Source organism: Tolypothrix sp. PCC 7712, from assembly GCF_025860405.1.
Classification (GTDB): Bacteria; Cyanobacteriota; Cyanobacteriia; order Cyanobacteriales; family Nostocaceae; genus Aulosira; species Aulosira diplosiphon.
Genome location: NZ_CP063785.1, coordinates 3,285,137 through 3,307,941, shown reverse-complemented (window position 1 = coordinate 3,307,941; position 22,805 = coordinate 3,285,137). Strand labels below are relative to the sequence as shown.

The following is a 22,805-nucleotide window of genomic DNA, read 5'->3' as shown; positions in this document are numbered from 1 at the left end:
TGAAAAATTTTTTGATTTTGAAATTATTTAAGATTCTGGTTTAATGCGATTGAGTTGGGAGAGCAGATATTGAGTTACAAGGGTGGGTTGTTCTGCTTGCATGAGCGATCGCACTACCGCTACACGTTGCGCGCCAGCATCAATCACGTCATTGATATTATTGGCATCTATACCACCAATAGCAAACCAGGGAATAGCACAATTTTTGGCAGCATAGCTGACATATTGCAACCCTGCTGCTGGCTTACCTTCTTTGGTGGGTGTTTCATACACTGGCCCTACGCCAATATAATCAGCGCCTTCTGTCAGTGCTGCTTGCATTTCTTCAGCATTTGTAGTGGAACGACCAACTATCCGATGAGAACCGAGTAATTGTCTGGCAATCTCAATCGGCATATCTTGCTGTCCCAGATGTACGCCGTCAGCATCTACTGCTAAAGCCAAATCTATCCGGTCATTAATAACGAACAGCGCGCCATAGAGGTGGCATAGTTGTCGCAGCTTTTTAGCTTGTTCGAGACGAACACCATCATCAGCAGTTTTGTCACGGTACTGAACCAAAGTCAATCCGCCTTTGAGAGCAGCTTCTACCGTTGAGAGCAAATTTTCGGCCGGTGAAGTTACCAAATACAGACGCGATCGCCATAATAGTTGATGGCGTTGATAACCCAATAAATTGCTTTCTAATGTATAAACCTGATACCGCATCTGCTTAAAAGCTTTTCCCATATTAGGGTCATGCAGCTTGCCGTATTCTTCTAGCACCCGCATTGCTTCTTGCACGCGGCAAAAATTAGCTTGCAACACAGATTTGATGCTAGTACGTTTTTCCTCATGAGGATGTGTTAAGTCTGTACCCGCATCACCCGGTGTATCTCGCGCTGCTCGCAATTCAGCTGTATGCCAATGAGCTATGTCTTGCCGCAAGCGTTTACACTCTCCAGTGAACTGAGCATTATTCAGTCCAAAGCGACACCACTCCTCAACAATTCGCAAGCCTTCACGAGCGCGATCTAAATTGGCATCTAAAATGCGGTAAACAACTTGCTGCATTTGCTCTGTTTGGCTGTGTGGCTCGACCATTACAACAACCCCATTCCTGCTTTCATCAAAAGACGGAAAATCAACTATTCTAGTAATTGTCATTGATTAAATTGCTATTTTTACTAGAAATTTACTATGTACTCAAATCGTAAGAGTAGCAAGGATTCTATCAAATTAGCAGATATACGTGTCGGTTCGGATAAAGGTAATTTAAGGCTACAATTCAGCACTCGTATTAGCCAGCAGTTTTATCGCAAGCGACAAGCATATAAAGGTCTAGGGAGAAGTGACACTCCAGAAAACCAAAAATGGGCTAATCAAATAGCAGCAAGGATACAAGCTGACATCGATCATCCCGATGGCGGTTATTTTGACCCAACACTTGCTAAATATTTAACGATTAAGCAATTAACCACGATTAGTCAGTTACACAATCTGATAGAGCCACCTCTGCTTGGTGAATTATGGCATGAATTTGTGGATTGGAAATTACAAACTAAGCAGATTCAAAAAACTACCTACAAAAAAAATTTTGTTGTTTATACTAACCTCATTAAAGAATTTTTAGATTTAGAGCTAAATTTGGATACAGCTAATAAATTAATTAAGCAGCTTTTACTCAAGCAAAAGAACAAGCAACAAATTAAAAAGCTGTTTAGCTTATTGAGTAGTATGTGCCAACGAGCAATCAGCAATCAGCAATTGGTACAAGATTATTTTTTAGAAATAAAAAAAACTTACAATATATCGAAGAAGCCTCAAAAAACTTCAAATATTGAAGATTATAGGGCATACAGTCTACAAGAGAGAGATTTAATCATTCAAACTTTCAGAAATTCTGAACAACCATCTATCAAACATGGTGCTGATTTAATTGAATTTTTGTTTCTCACTGGTTGTAGACATAGTGAAGTATTCGCTTTGAAGTGGAGAAATATTAAATTTAATGATGGTTGGATAGTTTTTAAAGAGGCTTTTGACAGCAATACTGGCATGACTAAAAGCAATAAAAATAGATTTTTCAACCTACAAGGTATGAGCAGATTAATTAATTTATTAATTAAATTGTATGGAAATGGTAAGAAAGATAATGAATTAGTGTTTAAAACTATTTCAGGAAAACAATATTCAAGTAATACCTTAACAGATATCTGGGCAGGTAATACTGTTGAGGTTAAAGGTAAAGTTTACCACTATCCGGGGATAGTTAAAAAGTTAGCAGAAAATAAGCAAATTGAATATTTAAAACCATATTCTACCCGTCATACTTTTATTAGCATTCAAGTTAATAATGGTGCCGACCTCAAGTTGCTAGCTAATAGCTGCGGTAATAGCGTTGAACAGATTATCAAGCATTACTTACAGTTCGATAATCATGCCACATTGAAGGATATTTAATCATATTATTTGTGTGTGCTTAACAAATCAGGATAATTATTTATAGGACTTACGCAAAAGTCACGTAATCACGTCATTACGAGCGTAGCGACGTAATCACCTAAAATTGTGATATTGCTTCCCTAAACTACGCTCCGGTCGCAATGACAAATTTTGCTTGCGTAAGTCCTGGTTTAAAATCCAGAAGAAAAGGAAATAGTAATTTTAACCTTTACTATTTTTTCTCTTTCCTTTAACAAAATATCGAATTAGCGCCCACTTTGGATTTGATCAAAGATTGCGCCATCGTTGAAAAACTTATTCTGAGCAGCATTCCAACCACCCAAATCGCCAACTGTATAGAGTCGGGAAATCTTGGGGAATTTACTCTGTACTTCTTTAGCCACAGTAGAGTTCACTGGACGAAATCCTACTTTAGTGCATCTAAAAGTTAGCAATCTATGAATGAGTAGCGATCGCCCAATCAAATCATCTGAAGTTATGTTGGCGTGAAAATACAATTTTTCAGTAAAAATAGCTTGAATTTTCTAAACCAAATATTAAAAACACCATATTCTCGATAGAGAATTCGCCGTTTACCTATTGCTTTTTAGTAGCAATACCTGCAATTATCTTATATACCACGTGCATATACGGTATTTCCATAGAATCACCGTAGATATTTTAGAGGAGGATCTGGAATGAGTCTGTGGCCGCGCCCCCGGAAGCGATCGCAACTGAGTATTGAGCGAATCATCACTCGGTTTAAGCTAAATTCGCTCAAAGGCTTTGTATCGATGTTTTTGCTAGGGACATTATTGAGTGTGGCCCTCGCCGCCTGCTCTGGTGGTAGTAATAATAATTCTGCCACGGAAACCCCTGCGGCTAGTAACGTTGCTGCCAACAAACAAAATGTGGAAGTAACTCTTGTTTCTTTCGCAGTTACCAAAGCAGCACACGAAGCTATTATTCCTAAGTTTGTAGAAAAATGGAAGCAAGAACATAACCAAACCGTCACCTTCAAACAAAGTTACGGTGGCTCTGGTTCACAAACTCGTGCTGTAATTGATGGTTTGGAAGCAGATGTTGTTCACCTAGCACTGGCTGCAGATACTCAAAAGATTGAAAAGGCAGGATTAATCCAAGCAGGGTGGGAAAAAGAGGTTCCTAATGATGGTATTGTCTCTAAATCTGTAGCAGCATTAGTAACTCGTCCAGACAATCCTAAAGGTATTCAAACCTGGGCCGACCTAGCACAAGATGGTGTCAAATTAATTACCGCCGATCCCAAAACCTCAGGCGTTGCTCGTTGGAATTTCCTGGCATTGTGGAATTCAGTAATTAAAACTGGTGGAGATGACGCTAAAGCTTTAGACTTTGTGACCAAGGTGTATAACAATGTGCCTATCTTAACTAAAGATGCTCGTGAAGCTACAGATGCGTTTTTTAAACAGGGTCAAGGTGACGTTCTGATCAATTACGAAAACGAAATTGTCCTAGCAGAACAAAAAGGTGAAAAAGTCACTTCTATTATCCCGGATGTGAACATATCTATTGATAATCCGGTTGCTGTAGTCGATAAAAACGTTGACAAACATGGTAACCGTGAAGTTGCTGAAGCTTTTGCAAAATACTTGTACACTCCAGAAGCACAACAAGAGTTTGCCAAACTTGGATTTAGACCTGTAGATGAGACAGTAGCAAATACTAAAGAAGTTGCAGACAAGTTTCCTAAAGTCAAAACTTTAGGTACAGTTAAAGACTTCGGTGGTTGGGATGCAATCAACAAGAAGTTCTTTGCTGATGGTGCAGTTTTTGACCAAATTCAAGCCAAAAATAAACGGTAGGGTAATGGGGATTGGGTAATGGGTAATGGGAAAATGACCCTTAACCATTAACCCTTGACCCTTGACCCTTGAACTTTGACTGTTGACCCTTGACGCTTTTCACTATGGCTATATCTCCTTCTTTTGAAGTTGATCGCGAAACTCCGGGCTGGAAAAAGTTTCTTAATAAGTTACGTCAGATTCCCTGGACTTGGCGAATCACTTTCGGCTACCTCACAGTCATGTTATTTCTCCCGATCGCGGCGATGTTTCTGAAAGCGAGTACGGAGCCGCCAGCTAGATTTTGGGAAATAGCTACTAGTCCTCTAGCACTAGCTACTTATAATGTCACCTTTGTTACCTCATTGTTTGCGGCTCTGCTCAATGGGGTTTTTGGAACTCTGATAGCATGGGTTTTGGTGCGCTATGACTTCCCCTTAAAACGGATCATTGATGCTACCGTAGATTTACCGTTTGCCCTGCCGACATCGGTAGCAGGTTTAACATTAGCGACAGTATATAGTGATAATGGCTGGATTGGTTCACTGTTAGCACCATTGGGATTGAAGGTATCATTCACTCGTACAGGGGTTGCGGTAGCAATGATTTTTATCTCGCTACCATTTGTTGTGCGGACGGTGCAGCCTGTGCTTCAGGAAATGGAACATGAAATTGAAGAAGCCGCTTGGTCATTAGGTGCTTCTCAATGGCAGACTTTTTGGAAAGTAATTTTACCGCCTTTATTTCCCACAATTCTGACTGGTATTGCTTTGGGTTTCTCCCGTGCAGTCGGGGAATATGGCTCTACTGTAATTATTTCTTCTAATACACCGTACCAAGATTTAATTGCACCAGTGTTAATTTTTCAACGCTTAGAACAGTATGACTATTCCGGTGCAACTGTCATCGGCATGGTTTTGCTGACAATTTCCTTGGTGCTGCTTTTAGCAATTAATCTCTTACAAGCCTGGTCAAGAAGATATGACGGTAAATGAGCCAAGTTTTCACTCCTCTCCAGCTGATCAACCTACAATCAAGCCCAAACAAACCAAGAGTTGGGTACCAGCACTGTTAATTGGGATTGCGATCGCCTATTTAGCTTTGGTGCAATATATCCCAGCACTCAATGTTTTTATTCAAGCCTTTGGCAAAGGTATAGGCCCGTTCTTTGCCAATTTATCTAAACCCGCCTTTCTCCACGCAGCTTGGCTAACACTGTTACTAGCGCTGATATCTGTACCACTAAATACAGTATTTGGGCTTTGTGCAGCTTGGGCGATCGCGCGTCACAAATTTCCTGGTAAGGCGATAGTTTTGAGTATTATTGACCTGCCTTTTTCAATCTCGCCAGTAGTTGCAGGGTTAATGATTGTACTGCTTTATGGGCGCAATGGCTGGTTTGGCCCTTGGCTACAAGCACATGATATTCAAATTATCTTTGCTTTTCCGGGCATGGTACTAGCTACATCATTTGTAAGTATGCCCTTTGTTGCCAGGGAAGTAATTCCCGTTTTAGAAGAATTTGGCAGCGATCAAGAAGAAGCCGCCAGAACATTAGGTGCAAATGATTGGCAGACATTTTGGCGTGTTACCTTACCTAGTATTCGTTGGGGTTTACTTTACGGACTAATTCTCACCAATGCCAGAGCAATGGGCGAATTTGGCGCAGTTTCGGTTGTATCTGGCAATATCGCTGATAAAACCCAGAGTTTACCGCTATTTGTAGAAGATGCTTACAAACAGTATGAAACTGAAGCTGCCTTCTCTGCTGCTGTACTTTTGGCACTGCTAGCAGTTGTCACCCTGGTATTGAAAGAAATTTTAGAACGCAAGACCCGCATTAAGGATGTGGAATGAGTTGGTTGGGACTGGGGACTGGGGACTGGAGAGGCAGGGGGCAGGGGAAAAATTCTTAATTCCAATTACCAATTACCCATTACCCATTACCAAATGACAAATGACAAATGACAAATGACAAATAACAATTCACTTACCAAACGTATAAGACTGAGAATTCCTAAGGACTATCACCAAGAACCTGTGATTTCTCGCCTTGTTTCTGAATATGGTGTAACTGTGAATATTACTGCGGCAATTTTGGGAGCTAATGCTGTTGGGGATGGTTGGTTTGACCTAGAACTACAAGGAACAGATACACAAATTCAAAGTGCCCTGTCTTATCTTGATGAATTGTCTTTACAAGTCTGGGATGATACAAACCAAGGTAATTGGTAAGGTCTTCCATAAACAGCACTGTTCGCTCAAGTTTTAGTAGTTACAGCAATTGTAGGTAAATGAAGTACACAGCTAAGGGCACAATAATATATTGTGCCCTTACGATTATCTGTAGATTACCTGAGTAAAGACGCGATGAATCACGTCTCTACAACTCTTGACTTTTGACTCAAATAAATTTTCTCTTGCTAAATCAATTTAATATTGCCAGCAGTAATTTCATTAAGAGGTATTAATTTAAATTAAATATGCATAATTAGTAAAAGGTAGCAACCTCCAGCGATGGTAAAGCGTCTCATCTTGTGGATGCGATAACTCCAAAGCGTCAAAAAGATACTAATGTGATTAAACCATAGGCATGAAATTTAAAGTTTTACTTGGCTCTTTACTTTCCCCGATTAAAGGACGACATTGGTGGGTAACTTTCCTGTTGTGGATAGCTTTGGTTGCACCAGCACAAGCATCTGTAATTCTACGCGTCGCCATTGAAAGAGATGTTAATCAGGTAAAAGTTGGTAGTTCGACACCAGCAAGCGTCAAAGATAGTACTGGTAGGACTTTGGGTCAATTACCAGCGATGAATTCATTCTATGCCCAAGCTGTTCCTGGGGGAGTAGCTTTGGATAAATGGCAATCTGGTTTATTTTGGATTGAGCCAACAGGTAAAGGATTCGTTTATATTGGCGATCGCTGGTATCGTGGTAGAACTTTAGTTGTTGCTACAGAAAAAGGCTTAAGTGCTGTCAACTGGGTAGATATGGAAGAATATCTCTACAGTGTGATTGGTGGCGAAATGGATGCCCAATGGCCCCAAGAAGCACTCAAAGCACAGGCGATCGCAGCTCGTACCTACGCTCTCTACGAACGTGAAAGACAACGTAATCGCAATCCCATTTATGATCTAGGCGATACTCCTGATCGCTGGCAAATTTACAAAGGTGTTAGTAGCGAAACTCCTACTACCTACGCCGCCGTAGATGGTACAGCTGGACAGGTACTAACCTACCAAAACCAAATTATTCTCTCTGTCTTCCATGCTTGTTCTGGTGGACATACTGAGAATGTCGAAGATGTTTGGCAAAGTAAGGAACCTTACCTGCGGGCTGTTCAAGACTACGATCAAAATATTAGCGAATGTAGTTGGGTAAAAACATTCTCGCCTACTGAAATTAGTTCCCGTATTTCTGGTGTAGGCAATGTTAAGGATGTAGTTCCCGAAGCCTTCTCACCCTTCCAAAGTGTGAAAGTCCTAAAAATTGTTGGCGATAAAGGTACGAAAGTTTTACAGGGAGAAGAAGTGCGTACTGCACTCAGGCTGAAAAGTACCCGTTTTCGTGTAACAAGAGGTGCAGATGGCAGTTTTATTCTCCAAGGTTTAGGCTACGGCCACGCTTTAGGGATGAGCCAGTGGGGAGCTTACAATTTAGCTCGACGTGGAGCAAACCACCTCCAAATTTTAGGACATTATTATCAAGGTGTAGCCCTTACGCCTATTCAAGCAAAGTAGTTTACTTATCAAGTTAATATCTTTATTGGCTTATGATTCCATTAGTAGGGGCGCAAAGCTTTACGCCCCTATGTGTATTTACAACTACTTTTGTGGCACGTTAAACAATAATCTAATAATACTCACACCAATTTAAAAAAAGAACGCGACAGATTGTAGGGGCAAGGCATTGCCTTGTCCTCTAGCATATATTGATGTGTGGCAAATATTATTTGAATTGGTATCATTCTCCAAAATTCAGTAACAAATCTCAACTCATAAATCCTTGTTATTTCTGGCTTTCTTTAGTCTTAATTTAGTTAAGAATGACAAATGTTTTATATCTTTTGATAGATGTTTCAATCCGAGTAATGGATAATTAGGAAAAGCTTCTAGTAGGTCTGGTACTAGAAGCCCGTCAAACTATTGCTTGGTAATTGCAGTATATGCATTTATGATTAACTGTCTCTTCTACTAGAAGCATTAGGCTGAGGCTTTAAAGACTGTTTCTAAAGAGATGGAATTTCCAGATGCGGTTTTGACTTCTGCTTTGAGGTACTAATCTAGTTGGAACTTATGGTAGAAGCACAATATTTTATTCCTACCTAATATTAAGACCGTAGCAACAAATTGCAGTTTACTTGCTTTGACACTTATGGATTTTAAATACAGGTGGAAAAATGGCAGCAAGCCCAACCGAGATCAAGCAGCGACGAGCGAGCATTTGTTAGATGAGAGTCAGTTTGCAAACGAACAAGACCGCTCAATCGCTGAACAGATGGCAAGGAAACATTTAAACGTACCTCTGAACACTAACGATCAAGACCAATCTATATTGCCACAAGCTGCTCAACCTGAACAAAAGCAGAAGTAGCAGAGATAGCATACGCGTTAAGCGTTGGCGCAGCCTCTCGTAGAGAAGCTGGCTTCTGCGACTGGAGAAGGTTTTACAAGGACGCTGACGCTTTAATTAAGTGCTTCTTGATAAATGATTTCTTGAAAGTGAATCATATCTTTTTGCGGGTCGGCAAGGCTAACTTTTACTAATAACTGTTCGCCTAAATTTACCGAACGACGGAAAGACATTGGTAGTTGTAAACCTAAATCCTCTAAGAGAATTAGGGCTAAATTGCTATCTTCTCGCAGCCACATCAAAACTGTTACCTGCCAAACTTGATCTGGGTAACGACGTAAATATTCTAAAGCGTAATATCTATTAGTTTGCCGTTCTACCATTGTCACTTCTTGGGTGATACTGGTGACGGTCATCATCACTTCTTTAAGCTGTTCGGCGGAGAAGGGTAGAACTTCACCGCGCAAATGGGCTTTGAGTTGAAAGTGAGTTAGCAAATCGCTGTAGCGACGGATTGGAGAAGTCGCTTGAGTATAGGTATCCAAACCTAAGCCAGCATGACGCACTGGGGTAATGCTCATTTCGCTTTTGGGCATACAGCGACGCATGGCACAGGCGCGAACAAATCCAGCTGGTAACTGGAGTAATTCCTGTTCTGGGGGCAATTCTGGCTGTGGCTGACCGCGAAAAGGTAAGGGTATTTGGTGAACTTTACCGTAGCGTGCGGCGACTTCACCAGCTAAAATCATCATTTCCGCTACGAGTTGCCGTGATGAGGAATCATCTAAAATATCAATGCTGATCTCGTCGCCTTTGACTTTGATCATCGCCTCTGGCATATTGATGCTAATCGCACCTTGGGCGTAACGCCAATTTTTGCGTCGTTGTGCCCACATGGCGATCGCAGCAATTTCTGGTTCTGCTTGTACACCTAATTCCAGCATCTCATCGACATCTTCGTAGGTGAGGCGGTATGTCGGCTTAATTAAGCTGGGATGAATACTAAAATCTTCTACTTGCCCAGTCTCATCTAAAATAATGCCAAAACTCAGGGCACAACACACCCTTCCCTGTACCAGACTCATGGGGCCAGTTGCCAAAACTTCAGGGAACATGGGAATCATCCCAGTAGGCAAATAAACTGTACTTCCCCGTTTCCTGGCTTCTAGGTCTAATTCATCTTCTGGCATTAATAAGCGGGTGGGATCGGCAATATGTACCCACAGACGTTCTCGCCTATCAGCTAGCGATTCCCAACTTAGACCATCGTCGATTTCTGTAGTACTTTCATCATCAATTGTGTACACCTTCAGGTGAGTCAAATCTAGGCGATTTGTATCTAGATCGGACGGCGGGGAATCCATACGCTGCTGCGCCACTTCTAATACCTTGCTAGGAAACTGAACGGGAATGGACGAACGACGCAAGAATAAGTTTTCATTGGGACTCCACCAACCCAAATCTACCAAAAGTTGTAATGCGCCCTGGGGAGTTGCGGCACGTCCCAGCATAGTCATGGTTTCTAATACTTGTGCTGGTGGTGGATAAGCCCGAGACAGAGAATCATAATTTACTCCCATCCGTACCACATCAGCTAGTAGAGCTGCATATTTTTCAATTGCTTCTAAACGCTGGCGATCGTGACGTTGCCATTCCACAGTTTCGCCTGCCAAGGCTTGTTCTACACGCGCTAAAAATTCCTGCTGTCCCCTAGCTTTGAGGGCTTCTACTTCTAGCTGGTGTTTGCGTTCTGCTACCTGAGTGGTTGTCCGTGGTTCATACGCATCGCCTTTTTGCTTGAAATAAAGTTTGTCGTCTGATAACAAGCAATGGGCGGCGTAACAAAGCGGTGCATCTGTTTGAGAAAACAGCAGATTCGCCATTGCCACTGGAGTGACTGTTTCTCCATCCTCAACCAATAATTCCCAGGCAACTTCTAAGCTAGATGGGTCGAGATACGGCTTTACCTGCTCTAAAAAGCTGCTAATCTCAGACGGCTTGAAGGTTTGTCCGTTAACAGTATAAGTAATTTGTCTAGGCGCGAGGCTGTGGGATTGACTGCGTTCATCTACCACAAACCAGCGGGTCTTTCCATCTGGGCGATCTACGACTCCCAGACGGCGATCGCCTTGAACCCTAAATTCAACTAGCGTCCCCTTCTCCACAACTCTCGCAATTAATTTGGTGTACGAATAAATTTTAGATTTTGGATTAAATAATAACTACTAAATCCAAAATCTGCTGATTTTTTAGATTGTAGAACACGATTCTACACTGAACTTTCTGAAATTTTAGATTTTGGAATATAAAAATTTGCAGCTACATATATTATCAACGCAGCTGCTTGAGATCATCCAGAACCTAAAATTCTCGTTTCCAACGGGAATTAGCCTTCCGCATTGATAAACGGCAACAATGCCACAATCCGGGCACGTTTAATCGCCAATGTTAAATCTCTCTGTTGCTGAGATGTCAGCCCAGTAATCCGCCGTGGCAGGATTTTACCGCGCTCTGTGACAAACTTCCGCAACAAATCAACATCTTTATAATCTATTGGTTCTCCCGGCTTGATCGGAGACAGACGACGACGGTAGTAACTCATTTTTACTTAATTTCCTTGTGGACTGTGTGTGTGTTGCAATGAGAACAGAACTTTTTCAGTTCTAATCGGTTGGTGGTGTTACGCCGATTTTTCGTGGTGGTATACCGGGAAACACCAGGGGTGCGCTTGTTAGCGTTAGTGCGACATTCGGTACATTCTAGTGTCACGATGATGCGGACACCTTTACTCTTAGCCATAATCTTTCAAACCGTAAAGCCTGGAGAGAATTAACACAAATGACTATCTTCTCACATTCCGCCGTAAATTTTCAACTAATCGCTTGACTTTTATATCTAGCGAATAGCCACGACGCGACGAAACGATGATAGTTCCTGAATAGCGGTCATGCAAAGCTTGACGCAACTGGGTATCATTAAAGGCTATACCACAGTCAATCGCCAGAGGAATTACTAGCAGTATAGCAGTGGGGTTGGCGCGAATATTGCCTAAGGCAATTGCCACGCAAATAGCACCCAAAGCAGTTATCGCTTCGCGCTTTAGCAATGCTAGCAGAGTCGGAATTCTGCCTACAACCTCTCCCTCTTCGACTTCCAAAATTTTGAGGTCAAAAGCCCAACGCCCTAAACTTTGTCCCTGGTTGTTATATACAACTAGTACCCGTAAAACTATCCAAGCGATCGCAAACACAAAAATTTGCATCACCTGAATGCCTAAATTGCTGTTTCCCAAAAAGGCACTAATTAACCAGACAACAAAGAAATCTAATCCCAACGCCATACCGCGCCGCCCAAGTTCAGCCTTGGGATAATGTTTTTGGGGTAATCGTTCGATAGTCATAAATGGTTTGGGGACTGGGGACTGGGGACTGGGGACTGGCTATTTATACGGATAGGATTTTTATTTAGGAGTTCAAGAATTAATTATTGCCACTATGTTTAATAGTAGATTGAAGGGTTAGGAAAGATTTTGGACAAGAGTGATTTCAATACTGCTCGGTTAAGGATTTTCAAGTTGGAATTTGGTTTGGGGAAAAGGTTAAAGGGTAAGGGTTAAAGGTTTTTTCTTCCCCCTTTTCCCCTTCCCCTTTTGCCCTTAACCGACAAGTATTGAGAGTGATTTGACATTTGGTGTTTAGCGTTAGTTTCTCTTGCTTCCTTATCTCCCTCATCTGTTTTGAACTTTAACAATTTCTCTCACCAGGCGATCGCTTATGCTATCAGTCAGCGATACAGAAGCAGTTATTTTAAATTTAGTCCAACCTCTGGATGCTCAGGGTAATACAGAAAATGTTGATTTATTAGCAGCCGCAGGACGCATTCTCGCTACACCTGTCACTAGTCAGCTGGACTTTCCCCATTGGGATAACTCGGCTATGGATGGCTATGCAGTGCGTTATGAAGATGTACAGCACTCAAACCCTGAACAGCCAGTAGTTTTGGAGATTGTTGAGGAAATTCCCGCAGGTTATCAGCCCCAATATACAATTTTACAGGGTCAGGCGGCCCGGATTTTTACAGGTGCAATTATCCCCCAAGGTGCAGATACTGTAGTGATTCAAGAAGTAACAAACCGCCAAGACAAGCAAGTTGAGATTCTCTCTGCACCCAAACCCCAAGAATTTGTCAGACACAAAGGTGAGTTTTACCAAGCTGGAACTCAGTTACTACCATCCGGAATTCTCCTAACCCCAGCAGAAATTGCTGTGTTAGCAGCGGCCCAGTGCGCTCAAGTCAGTGTTTACCGTCGTCCGCGTGTGGCAATTTTTTCCACAGGAGATGAACTAGTAACTCTTGAACAATCTCTAAAAGCAGGACAAATTGTCGATTCTAACGGCTATGCACTCGCAGCTTTAGTTAAGCAAGCGGGAGCAGAAGCGTTAATGTTAGGTATTGTTAAGGACGATCCTGTAGCACTTGAGAAAACCATAGCCTACGCCATCGCTAATGCTGATATAGTCATCTCTTCCGGTGGGGTTTCGGTAGGAGATTATGATTATGTTGACAAAATTCTGGAGTCACTAGGAGCAGAAATTCACATTCGTGCTGTAGCTATGAGGCCGGGTAAACCGTTGACTGTAGCTAGCTTCTCCACACAAAATTCAGCGCTGTACTTTGGTTTACCAGGAAACCCGGCGGCGGTGTTGGTAACCTTTTTGCGGTTTGTCCAGCCAGCAATTAAGAAACTTTCAGGGCTAAGTGCAGGTTGGCAAGTAAAATTTGTGAACGTGCGATCGCATCAAGAACTGCGATCGGATGGTAAGCGCGAAACTTATATTTGGGGTCAATTACAGTTAATTGATGGAGTTTACGAATTTCGCAAAGCTGGTGGTAGCCACAGTTCCGGCAATTTAATTAATTTAGCTCAAACCAATGCCCTAGCCGTTATCCCAGTCGCTACAACCTTAATTCCTCCAGGCGACGAGGTGTTAGTTTTGCTTACTTTATAGGGATTGGGGATTGGGGATTGGGGATTGGGGACTGGGGACTCGGGCCCCCTCTGGGGATAAGGGGTAATGGGGAATGGGTGAAGATGAGGGAGATAAGGGAGATAAGGGAGATGAGGAAGATGAAAATAAATTCTTAATCTCTATTACCAATTACCCATTACCAATTACCAATTACCAATTACCAAATGACAAATGACAAATCACCTTTGACTAATAGGTATTTCCATTTGAAACTCAGTTCCTTCTCCCAATTCTGATATGCATCTCAGATATCCCTTATGTTTTTCGACGATAATTTGATAGCTAACTGCTAACCCTAAACCGGTACCTTCTCCCACTGGTTTTGTCGTAAAAAACGGGTCAAATATTTTAGATTTTACTTGCTCACTAATTCCAATTCCATTATCTTTGATACTAATTCTCACCCAATCTTTTTCATGAATTTGAGTGCGAATAATAATAGTATTCGTAGCAGTTTTATTTCGATTAATTGAACATTTCTGACCTTGGCTTTCAAACGCATCAAGAGAATTCATTAAAATATTCATAAATACTTGGTTCAGTTTCCCAACATAGCATTCGATGGCTGGCAAATTACCATATTCTTTGATGATTTCAATTTCTGGATAACCAGGCTTGCTTTTCAGGCGATGTTGCAAAATTAGCAAAGTACTTTCAATTCCTTCATGAATATTGACTGATTTCATTTCAGCTTCATCCAGTCTTGAGAAGTTCCTTAAACTTAGTACAATCTCACGAATACGCTGGGCACCTACTTCCATAGAATTTGTAATTTTTGGTAAATCCTCACAAATATAATTTAAGTCAATATCTTCGGTAAATTTAAGTATTGCTGGTTCTGTTTGAGGGTAGCGTTGCTGGTAAAGTTCAATTAATGCAATTAAATCATTTGTATAGTTGGTAATATAAGATAAATTTGCATAAATAAAGTTCACAGGATTATTAATTTCATGAGCAACACCAGCTACCATTTGACCAAGAGCAGACATTTTTTCTGTTTGAATGAGGTGAGTTTGTGTCTGCTTTAATGAATTTAAAGCTTGTGTCAGTTCATGAGTTCTTTCATTCACCCTAGTTTCTAAAGTCTCACGTGCTAATTCTAATTCATCAGTGTATTGCGCTAGACGTTGAATTAAACTATTGAGCGAGCTAGCTAAGATTCCTATTTCATCTTGTGTAGTTACAGGCGCTAATATATTAAAGTTCAATTCTTCAGTTGTGCGCTTTGCAACTTTAGTCACAGCTAAAATAGGAGCCGTTAATAGGTAGCTTGTGTAGTGAGCAACAATACCAGCTAGTATTATTGATAGTAAAATGCTGGTGGCAACAATTTTAAAGCGGATTGTTTCTGCATCACTTAGTGCTACTTCCGCTTGTTTCTCATCCTGATAAGAGGCATTAATTACGTGATTTAAGTCATCATCAATTAAATCATATTCTAGGGCTATAGAACTGCTAGAAAATTTCACTAACAATTCTTGTAATGGTTCAATATCTTCTAGTTTAAAATTAGAGTTAGCAGGAATCTCTGCCATCAGCTTTTCTACTTGGCTGATATATTCTTCTTTTATTCTTGAATGAGCTTTTAGAAAATCTGGTATGCCTTCACTGTTGTTCTCATGTTTATATTTTTCGCTATTCACATGAGCCTTTACTTCAGACCACAGATTTTTCAATTCAAGTGCATACTTAGCAAAATCAGCGTATTGATGCTGCAATAATTCTGCTTGATGAGTAATTACAGCAATAACTTGTTGTTGACTGTTCCTTGTTTGTAAAATAGCAGTCTGCAAGCGATGGAGTAGCTGTAGTTCGTACTGAGCAGAATCTTTCTGCTGTCTAGCTGGTCTTTGGTAAAAATCTCCAACTATCAACCCGCCAACTGTACCTACAACAGCAATACTAAGACTCAGAATATACCCATAACGAATTTTTTGCCCAATAGTAAAATTATGAATTATTTTTAATATCCAACTGTTATCTATTTGAATAAAAACCTCAAATATTTTTTTATAAATATGATTTTGTTGCATATTAAAAAAAGGCATCTGATTACTAACAAATCATTAAAATACAACAAAATTATTACTTGCAATAATCTATTAATTCATGAAACTAACTTAACTTGCTAAAGATTAAATTTATTATTTAATACATTAATTACGTTTAGTCATATTAGAAAATATGGCAAGCTTTGTTGAATATGAATATTTATCTAAATATTAGCAATAAAATTAAGATGGACAAGCATTCTCTAAAAAACTTCACTATGCTGATATTAAAGCCTCATATAAATAGATAAAATTACCAGATTAAAGTTTAATATTTGCAGTAATTACTATAATTGACTTCCGAAAAATTACTGATTTTTTGGGCTTTTTGCCATTGAAATATAGGCAGAGAAATTCAATATTAGTAATTTTTACTTGATAATTGATAATTTCGTATGCAAATTAATAGATATAAACCAGGAATATAGTAAAAAATAATTATAATGTTTGAAATTGGTCAATTTAGTTTAGCTATGAAAATTTTTTGGCATAATTCCCAATTTAAAATTTTAGGAACATATAGTATTTTAGGCGCGATCGCACTCTTAACTCTGTTTCCATTGCTGTGGCTAATTAGTACAGCCTTGAAATCACCCTCAGAAAACATTTTGCAATCGCCACCGCAGCTATTACCCAGCCAACCTACATTAGATAATTTTGCTAACGTCTGGCATTCTCTACCTTTTGCCCAGTATCTCTACAACAGTACGCTGGTGGCATTGTTAACTGTGGGTTTAAATCTGCTGTTTTGCTCCTTAGCAGCCTATCCCTTAGCCAGGCTGTCATTCCCAGGACGAGATTGGATTTTTATCGCCATTGTTTCCACGATTATGATTCCCTTTCAAATCGTGATGATTCCCTTATATATTTTGACTGTCCAAATAGGTTTGAGAAATACTTATTTAGGAATGATTTTTCCCAGTTTAGCTTCTGCTTTTGGGATTTTTCTATTGCGCCAAGCTTTTATGAGCGTTCCTAAAGAAATAGAAGAAGCTGCCCGTATGGATGGCAGCTCCGAGTTAGGTTTATGGTGGTATGTAATGTTGCCGGCAGTTCGCCCAGCACTTGCAACCCTGGCTATTTTCGTCTTTATCGGTTCTTGGAGTGATTTTTTGTGGCCGTTAATTGTTATCCAAGACGAAAATTTATACACTCTTCCCCTGGGCGTTGCAAAGCTTGCAGGTACGTTTTCTCTTGATTGGCGGTTGGTAGCTGCTGGTTCGGTAATTTCTATTGCCCCTGTATTGGTACTATTTCTCTTCTTGCAACGCTATATCGTACCTACAGAAACTGGTAGTGGAGTAAAAGGTTAAACAATTCAAAATTCAATATTATAAATTACCAAAAATTTTGGAGTATACACTCATAATGTTGAATTCTGTCTCATGGTGAGATAGGCACACCCTGACTAGCAAGAGTGGCAGTAAATTAATAAGCACCTGTCTTTAAAAAGACAACCCTGATTGTTTTAAAAATGAGGCTGAGGTCGTAAGTAACCGACCACTTACGCTGATAGTCGATATCCATACTGACTACTTTTTCAAAGTCGGTAATACTAGAACGACCATTAGCTTGCCATTCTCCAGTAATACCTGGCTTAACTTGCAATCTTTCCCAATGATGAGGTTCATAATGAATCACTTCATCAGGAGTAGGTGGGCGAGTACCAACTAAACTCATATCCCCCAGCAGGACGTTCCAAAACTGAGGTAATTCATCTAAGCTGGTACGACGTAAGAACTTACCCACACGAGTAATGCGGGGATCGTCTACAGCTTTAAAAATGTGACCTTGAGCTTGGTTTTTTACCAAATGCTTGAGTTTGTCAGCATTGACAACCATCGAGCGAAACTTCCAGATACGGAAGGGTTTACCTTGAAGGCCACAACGAATTTGCGAATAAAATATCGGGCCTGGATCATCAACAAAGGTAAGAATTGCTACTGGAATTGCTACCACTGCTGTAATGATTAGCCCGACAATCGCACCGAAAATATCAATCAATCTTTTTGCTGTGCTGCTGATAGAGGGGTGTAAAGACTGTGGTGATAAATTTACGGAATCGATGTGATTCCATAATGCTAAATTTTCCACAGTACAACCTTTTGCATCAGTAGTAAAAGTAGTCATGGACATAGTTTACCTGCGGTTGTGACTGGACTGTACCGTTTCACTTATGTTCAGTTGCTACTGAGTTTGTACTGAGTGCTAATATAGACAATTTTTTTATCTACTATCGGAAGATTTAAGGTAGCTTTACACAATCTTTCAATTGAACAAAAAATTATAAAGTTTCAGTATACTTTTGTAAAAGAAAAAAATACGTGATATGGTACGTAGATTTTCGTAAGTAGGGGGATGGGGAATGAGTAATGAGTAATGGGTAATGAGTAATGAGTAATGAGTAATGGGTAATGGGTAATGGGTAATGGGTAATTGGTATTTCTCCCTCATCCCCCTCATCCCCCTTATCTTCCTCATCCCCAGTCCCCAATCCCCAATCCCCTAAACCTCTAAGGCAAAATTAACGGTATATGGTTCATCTAAAGATTGCTGTGTACTGGCTTTGATGGCATCTAGATAACGACGTAAATATGAAAGTTGTTGCGAATTCGGTCGATAGGTGAGACTACCTTGTTTTTCAAATAATGGCGCAGATGCGATCGCATGATAGTCGGGGTTATTTTGAGAACTTTGAGTGAGCCATGCGGAATCTGGCGTGTTAGGTATTAACCCTGGAGGTAATTCTCCTTCTAAGAAGGCTAACAGGCGTTGCTGACAGATGCGGGTATTAATGCCACGACCCTCAAATAACTGGATGATTTCGCTAAAGGATAGGGGTCTATCGGGTAACAGTCGCAGCAATTCTGTAAATAGGAAATAATCGGTATATTGTTGCCTGGGAATTTCTAAAGCCTGGGGATGTAGCGGTAACATCGCTAAACCATAGGCAACTCGACTACAATTAGGCGCGCCATTTTCACCAAGGTAGGAATCTTGAATAATTTTGGCGTTGGGGAGTTTTTGCTTTAGCCACCGATTGACTGTAGCGATGGAAGCCACACCACCTGTTAAGATAGCTTGGTTAATTGCTTCTGTGGGGATACCACGCGCTACTAATAATTTATTCAGTTCGCGATTGAGGCGGCGCACAAAGGGAACTAAAACTTGGCTTTCCAAATCTCGCCTTTGTAAAACCCATCGCTGATCGGCTAAGTCGAGAGTGAAAGATTCTTGGTGTTGTAAGATTAACTTCAGAGCTAATGCCGCATCTAGTACAGCTTGCCCTAACAGCGAACTTTCTAAACGCTGCTGGAGATAAATTCGCGCCACAATATCTGGTTCGCCGACTCGCGGAAGTTCTAAATCTTCTAACCCCAAACTTTGCCAATGCATCTGATCTAAACCAGGAATATTTGATTGCCAAAGTCCAGGCTGACTGCTAACTTGCTCCCCGGTAATTTCTGAGCGTAATTGCCGAGATTTGGGTGGTAAAAGTAGTTGACAAATAATATCCTGCTCAATACCCTTGCCTGCATAAGCAAAGCTATGGAGCATAAAGTCATTATGGGCAAATTGCGATAAGTTTTCTGGTAAATCAACTAATGCCATTTCTGTGGCGGTAGCCCCAATATTGATGGCTAGGGTATCGCCTACTAGGGGTTGTTCGTTGGTGTGTACAGAACGTAAACCTTGACTGTGGCTTAACTGTACTGCTTCACCATTACCAGCATCGAGTACACTCAAAAGACTAGCGATCGCTTCTTCAACAAAAAAGACTTGCTGTGGATGTTTGACTAATTTGCTATTGAGTAATGCTTCTCGCAGATTAAAGCGATATTGTTCTGACCAACTAGATGGGCAAGTACAGATGACACCTGCAATATTATTAATAATGTTGTGGAAAGCTGGCTCTTTTAAACCTATAGCTGTTGCAGTTAAACCTTGAGTAGTACTTTGGCGATCCGACTTCAGCGTTAATAGTAGTTTAGCGAGCGATCGCACTACCCAAACTAAAGGCCCCGCAGAAAATTCGTTAAATTGCAGCACAGGTTCCCATTTTTGTCTAGCACTCTTGTAGGGAATGGCTACTTGTAGATAGGGTTTTAACTGTGCGGAATAAAGTGTGCTTTTTAATTTGGCATCTGGCTGTGGTGATGCGGTTGCTGTTTGCTCAGAAGCCGTAGGTAAATAAACTTCTGCTGGTAACCGAAACGATTGTTGAAAGGCACTACCGCCTGCTGGATTTTCTGCTGACCAGTAAATAGGATACACAACATAGGTAGAGCGATCCAAAAGTGCGGCAGAAATACCTGTTGTACCAAAATCAATTCCTAGATACCAGTTCGAGTCTGGAGGATTTTGCGGTGCAGGTTCTGGCTGATTGAGGCTGGGCGCACCAGACAAGGAAGAACTGGCTGTAGTTGAAGTCTCTTCCTTTTTTTTTTCGATAATCGGGCTAAAGTCTAACTCAGCTTCTGGCTGTGGGAAGGAAGTGGGAGTAATTTGGGGCGCTTCTTGTTGATTCAAAGCATTGGGGGACAGATTCTCTGCTGGTTCCTGGGGTGCAGTTTCCTGCGTTTGCTGCTGTTGGGCTTGATTGCTGCGATTTACCCAACTGGTGATTAGTGGTGACTGAGAATTTAGCAACCCATCAAAGTTTGCCAAATCTTGATCCAATAGCTGCAACTGCTCATCATCCAAGGAAATATCAGGCATGGTAGCTGCTGTTTCTAGGGAGAGCAAGTTTTCTCGTGGAGAAGCTGGAATGTAGCTATCTGAAGAGTTTTCTGGCGGCTCATCGTGAGTTTCAACTTCTGTTCTGGAGGTAGAAGTTATTACTGTTGTTGAAGTTGAGACATCTGCTGGCGGAGAAGAAACTGCGATCGCTTCTTGGCGATCTCCTAATTCCACTAACAACTCTGTGAGGGATGTAATTGTATCAGTGTTAGCTTGATTAGTTGCAACCTCGGTTGTGGTTGTCACTGCAGCTGCTGGTGGCGTTGTTACTGGAGTTTCGTCAAAAAATAACGTTTCCCATTCTTGGGAAAATAAATCTGTGGGTGGTGGAGGTAAATTTTCTACTGCAGGTAAAGTCTCTTGGCTTAGTTCTGCAACAGTAATTTCTGTTTGTTCTAACTCTAGATTGTTTGGCGTTTCTACAGCAACATCTACAGATTCCACTGGCTCAGTAGATAATTCTGATGGTAAAACAGTTTCGGGTGGCGACAGTTCATTAGTAACAGCTTGGTTCGGAGCTATTTCTGCAACAGGCTGAGTCTCATTTCTCTTACCAAACAAACTGGCATAAAGTTTATCTACTTCATCTGCTGGAGAACTATCTGACGGTAATGTAGTAGGGGTTGCAGCATCAGGAGCCTCGAAAGATGACGACGCATCTGCAATCAGTTCCAACAGCATTGCATCCAAGTCATCTGCAGGTGCAGTATTTGCTGCTGGGGCTGGTAAATTTACTAATGGTTGATTGACTAATTCAACCTGAGTTTCATCTGGCTCTAGGGTTGCTGGAATTACTTGTTCCCTAGGTGTGGATAAAGATGCTGGCTGTTGGGGAAATTCTTGTAAATACTGCGTCAAATTATTCACAAAGCTCACTATGACTTGTTCCCCTTGCAACCCTTGGGCGTGCATTCTTGTCAGGGCTTGCGATAGGGATTCATGGTATGTGCGAATATTGCGCTGTAATGCCTCAAAAACGATATTTAAAGTGCCATCAAGTGATAATAACCGTTGGTCGAATTCTTGACCTAGTCTAGTTAGCTGCTCTATCTGCTCAGAGGATTGTAAGAAAGGTTGAGGTGTCGCTGCGGCGGATTCAGAGTTAGTATTATTAGCTACAGTAGAACCAGAAGAATTCGCTAAACTCTGTGTTAACTGTGAGGTTAAAGCAGGCATGAGGCGACTAACAAGCACCTTTAAAAATTCTTTAATGATCTGTTCTTGGGTTGCTAACTGCTGAGTCAGGGAATAGCTATGTAGCCGCCTTTGCTCTAATTGCCTAATTTCTTGTACTAGCGTTGCTCGCTCTTGCAACAAAGTTGCTAATTCTGCTTGTAGCGGCTGAAGTAAAGCTTTGATTTCACTATTTAAGTTTTGTCCCAGAGTTGTACTCTGTTCTTCACTAGCTAGCTGATTTTGGCTTGAAGCTTGCTGAAGATTTTGATCGACAAATTTTGCTAACAAAGGCGATCGCGGTTTTTGTTCTGTGGGCTGGTTTTGACTATCACTCGTCAAAACATCACTTTCTCCCAGTCTCACAAGAAAATCCCGAATTCGGTCTAAGACCTCTTTTGGCTCCTGCGCCTGACTAGACAGGAGTTTAGACAGGCGCTTACCATTACTGGCAAGTAAATTGTCAATATCTGCAATTAGTCTTTGAATTTCATCTGCGCGAGAAGTCACTGTATATACCTTAGGTAGAACTTTCTGTCAATTTTTAAGCAAATTAATTTACAATTATTGAAGCTACGCGGGTTGGCGTTTTGCCAATATCCCGATCGCACTTCTAAGTGCAATTATGTTTATGTTATAGATTATGGGAATTTAAGCTATCGTCAATAGACCTTGGGCATAAATTGGGAATTGGGCATGGGGCATTGGGCATTGGGCATGGTAATTGGTAATTTGTTCTTTTCTCCTTGCCCTCTGCTTTTCCCAATCCCCATTACCCCTTATCCCCAGAGGGGGCCCCGAGTTCCCCAATCCCTAGTCCCCAATCCCCATTACCCCTTATCCCCAGAGGGGGCCCCGAGTTCCCCAATCCCCAATCCCCAATCCCCAAACAGTTAAGTTAAGAGTATAAGGTTAGCAAAAATTAACTACCTTGAGTATGATTAATGTGTCTACTGAGGTTAGGAAGTCAAGAGTTAGCGATCGCGTTTA

The 22,805-nt window shown here is 41.1% G+C and carries 19 protein-coding genes and 1 pseudogene; 10 read left to right on the top strand and 10 right to left on the bottom strand.

The window, feature by feature from the left end:
- Window positions 1-27: 27 nt before the first annotated feature.
- Window positions 28-1,083 carry a thiamine phosphate synthase gene (locus HGR01_RS13710; RefSeq protein ID WP_194007900.1) on the bottom strand — a complete coding sequence of 352 codons (1,056 nt, stop codon included), beginning with the start codon at window positions 1,081-1,083 and terminating at the stop codon, window positions 28-30.
- Window positions 1,084-1,179: 96 nt separating this feature from the next.
- Between HGR01_RS13710 and HGR01_RS13705 the strand changes: the two genes are divergently transcribed.
- Complete coding sequence (locus HGR01_RS13705) at window positions 1,180-2,442, top strand: tyrosine-type recombinase/integrase (protein WP_045870628.1); 1,263 nt, start codon at window positions 1,180-1,182, stop codon at window positions 2,440-2,442.
- A 248-nt stretch (window positions 2,443-2,690) separates the two neighbouring features.
- Here the strand turns inward: HGR01_RS13705 and HGR01_RS13700 are convergent.
- Window positions 2,691-2,858: pseudogene (locus HGR01_RS13700) on the bottom strand (sulfate ABC transporter substrate-binding protein); the annotation flags it as partial.
- A 264-nt stretch (window positions 2,859-3,122) separates the two neighbouring features.
- Here HGR01_RS13700 and HGR01_RS13695 point away from each other — a divergent pair.
- The 6 genes from HGR01_RS13695 (at window position 3,123) to HGR01_RS13670 (ending at window position 8,842) form a co-directional block, all read left to right on the top strand.
- On the top strand, window positions 3,123-4,268 hold the full coding sequence (locus HGR01_RS13695) for a sulfate ABC transporter substrate-binding protein (RefSeq protein ID WP_045870627.1): 1,146 nt from the start codon (window positions 3,123-3,125) through the stop codon (window positions 4,266-4,268).
- A gap of 104 nt (window positions 4,269-4,372) precedes the next feature.
- Window positions 4,373-5,242, top strand: coding sequence for a sulfate ABC transporter permease subunit CysT (gene cysT / locus HGR01_RS13690; RefSeq protein WP_045870626.1), 870 nt, complete (start codon window positions 4,373-4,375; stop codon window positions 5,240-5,242).
- The gene (gene cysW / locus HGR01_RS13685; RefSeq protein ID WP_045870625.1) at window positions 5,229-6,104 is read left to right on the top strand and encodes a sulfate ABC transporter permease subunit CysW; all 876 of its coding nucleotides are present in this window, start codon (window positions 5,229-5,231) and stop codon (window positions 6,102-6,104) included. Before cysT ends, cysW begins: the two co-directional genes overlap by 14 nt.
- Window positions 6,105-6,218: 114 nt before the next feature.
- Complete coding sequence (locus tag HGR01_RS13680; protein WP_045870624.1) at window positions 6,219-6,482, top strand: NIL domain-containing protein; 264 nt, start codon at window positions 6,219-6,221, stop codon at window positions 6,480-6,482.
- 358 nt (window positions 6,483-6,840) lie between these two features.
- Entirely contained in the window at window positions 6,841-7,989 is a 1,149-nt protein-coding gene (locus HGR01_RS13675; RefSeq protein ID WP_045870623.1) for a SpoIID/LytB domain-containing protein, read from the top strand.
- 634 nt (window positions 7,990-8,623) lie between these two features.
- A complete protein-coding gene (locus HGR01_RS13670) occupies window positions 8,624-8,842 on the top strand; it encodes a bromodomain-containing protein (RefSeq protein WP_045870622.1) in 219 nt (72 codons plus the stop codon).
- A gap of 92 nt (window positions 8,843-8,934) precedes the next feature.
- Here HGR01_RS13670 and HGR01_RS13665 read toward each other — a convergent pair whose 3' ends face one another.
- From HGR01_RS13665 to HGR01_RS13650, 4 genes are all read right to left on the bottom strand, one after another.
- On the bottom strand, window positions 8,935-10,986 hold the full coding sequence (locus HGR01_RS13665; protein WP_045870621.1) for a ribonuclease catalytic domain-containing protein: 2,052 nt from the start codon (window positions 10,984-10,986) through the stop codon (window positions 8,935-8,937).
- Window positions 10,987-11,207: 221 nt separating this feature from the next.
- Window positions 11,208-11,423, bottom strand: coding sequence for a 30S ribosomal protein S18 (gene rpsR / locus HGR01_RS13660; RefSeq protein ID WP_045870620.1), 216 nt, complete (start codon window positions 11,421-11,423; stop codon window positions 11,208-11,210).
- A 2-nt stretch (window positions 11,424-11,425) separates the two neighbouring features.
- Window positions 11,426-11,620 carry a 50S ribosomal protein L33 gene (gene rpmG, locus HGR01_RS13655; protein ID WP_071989401.1) on the bottom strand — a complete coding sequence of 65 codons (195 nt, stop codon included), beginning with the start codon at window positions 11,618-11,620 and terminating at the stop codon, window positions 11,426-11,428.
- Window positions 11,621-11,663: 43 nt separating this feature from the next.
- Entirely contained in the window at window positions 11,664-12,221 is a 558-nt protein-coding gene (locus HGR01_RS13650) for an RDD family protein (protein WP_045870619.1), read from the bottom strand.
- Window positions 12,222-12,594: 373 nt separating this feature from the next.
- Here HGR01_RS13650 and glp point away from each other — a divergent pair, with 373 nt between their 5' ends.
- On the top strand, window positions 12,595-13,830 hold the full coding sequence (gene glp, locus HGR01_RS13645) for a gephyrin-like molybdotransferase Glp (protein ID WP_045870618.1): 1,236 nt from the start codon (window positions 12,595-12,597) through the stop codon (window positions 13,828-13,830).
- A 73-nt stretch (window positions 13,831-13,903) separates the two neighbouring features.
- Window positions 13,904-14,026: a histidine kinase gene (locus HGR01_RS13640; RefSeq protein WP_210403096.1), complete on the top strand. Its 123-nt coding sequence runs from the start codon at window positions 13,904-13,906 to the stop codon at window positions 14,024-14,026.
- Between the two features lie 4 nt (window positions 14,027-14,030).
- Here the strand turns inward: HGR01_RS13640 and HGR01_RS13635 are convergent, their stop codons facing one another.
- Window positions 14,031-15,644, bottom strand: coding sequence for a sensor histidine kinase (locus HGR01_RS13635; RefSeq protein WP_228045769.1), 1,614 nt, complete (start codon window positions 15,642-15,644; stop codon window positions 14,031-14,033).
- 731 nt (window positions 15,645-16,375) lie between these two features.
- Here HGR01_RS13635 and HGR01_RS13630 point away from each other — a divergent pair.
- Entirely contained in the window at window positions 16,376-17,215 is an 840-nt protein-coding gene (locus HGR01_RS13630; protein WP_045870948.1) for a carbohydrate ABC transporter permease, read from the top strand.
- Window positions 17,216-17,330: 115 nt separating this feature from the next.
- Here HGR01_RS13630 and HGR01_RS13625 read toward each other — a convergent pair whose 3' ends face one another.
- The 3 genes from HGR01_RS13625 to HGR01_RS13615 form a co-directional block, all read right to left on the bottom strand.
- A complete protein-coding gene (locus tag HGR01_RS13625) occupies window positions 17,331-18,038 on the bottom strand; it encodes a sugar transferase (RefSeq protein ID WP_045870617.1) in 708 nt (235 codons plus the stop codon).
- A 148-nt stretch (window positions 18,039-18,186) separates the two neighbouring features.
- Window positions 18,187-18,396 carry a hypothetical protein gene (locus HGR01_RS13620; RefSeq protein ID WP_155539248.1) on the bottom strand — a complete coding sequence of 70 codons (210 nt, stop codon included), beginning with the start codon at window positions 18,394-18,396 and terminating at the stop codon, window positions 18,187-18,189.
- Between the two features lie 11 nt (window positions 18,397-18,407).
- Entirely contained in the window at window positions 18,408-22,325 is a 3,918-nt protein-coding gene (locus tag HGR01_RS13615; protein WP_096621561.1) for a hypothetical protein, read from the bottom strand.
- Between the last annotated feature and the right edge of the window lie 480 nt (window positions 22,326-22,805).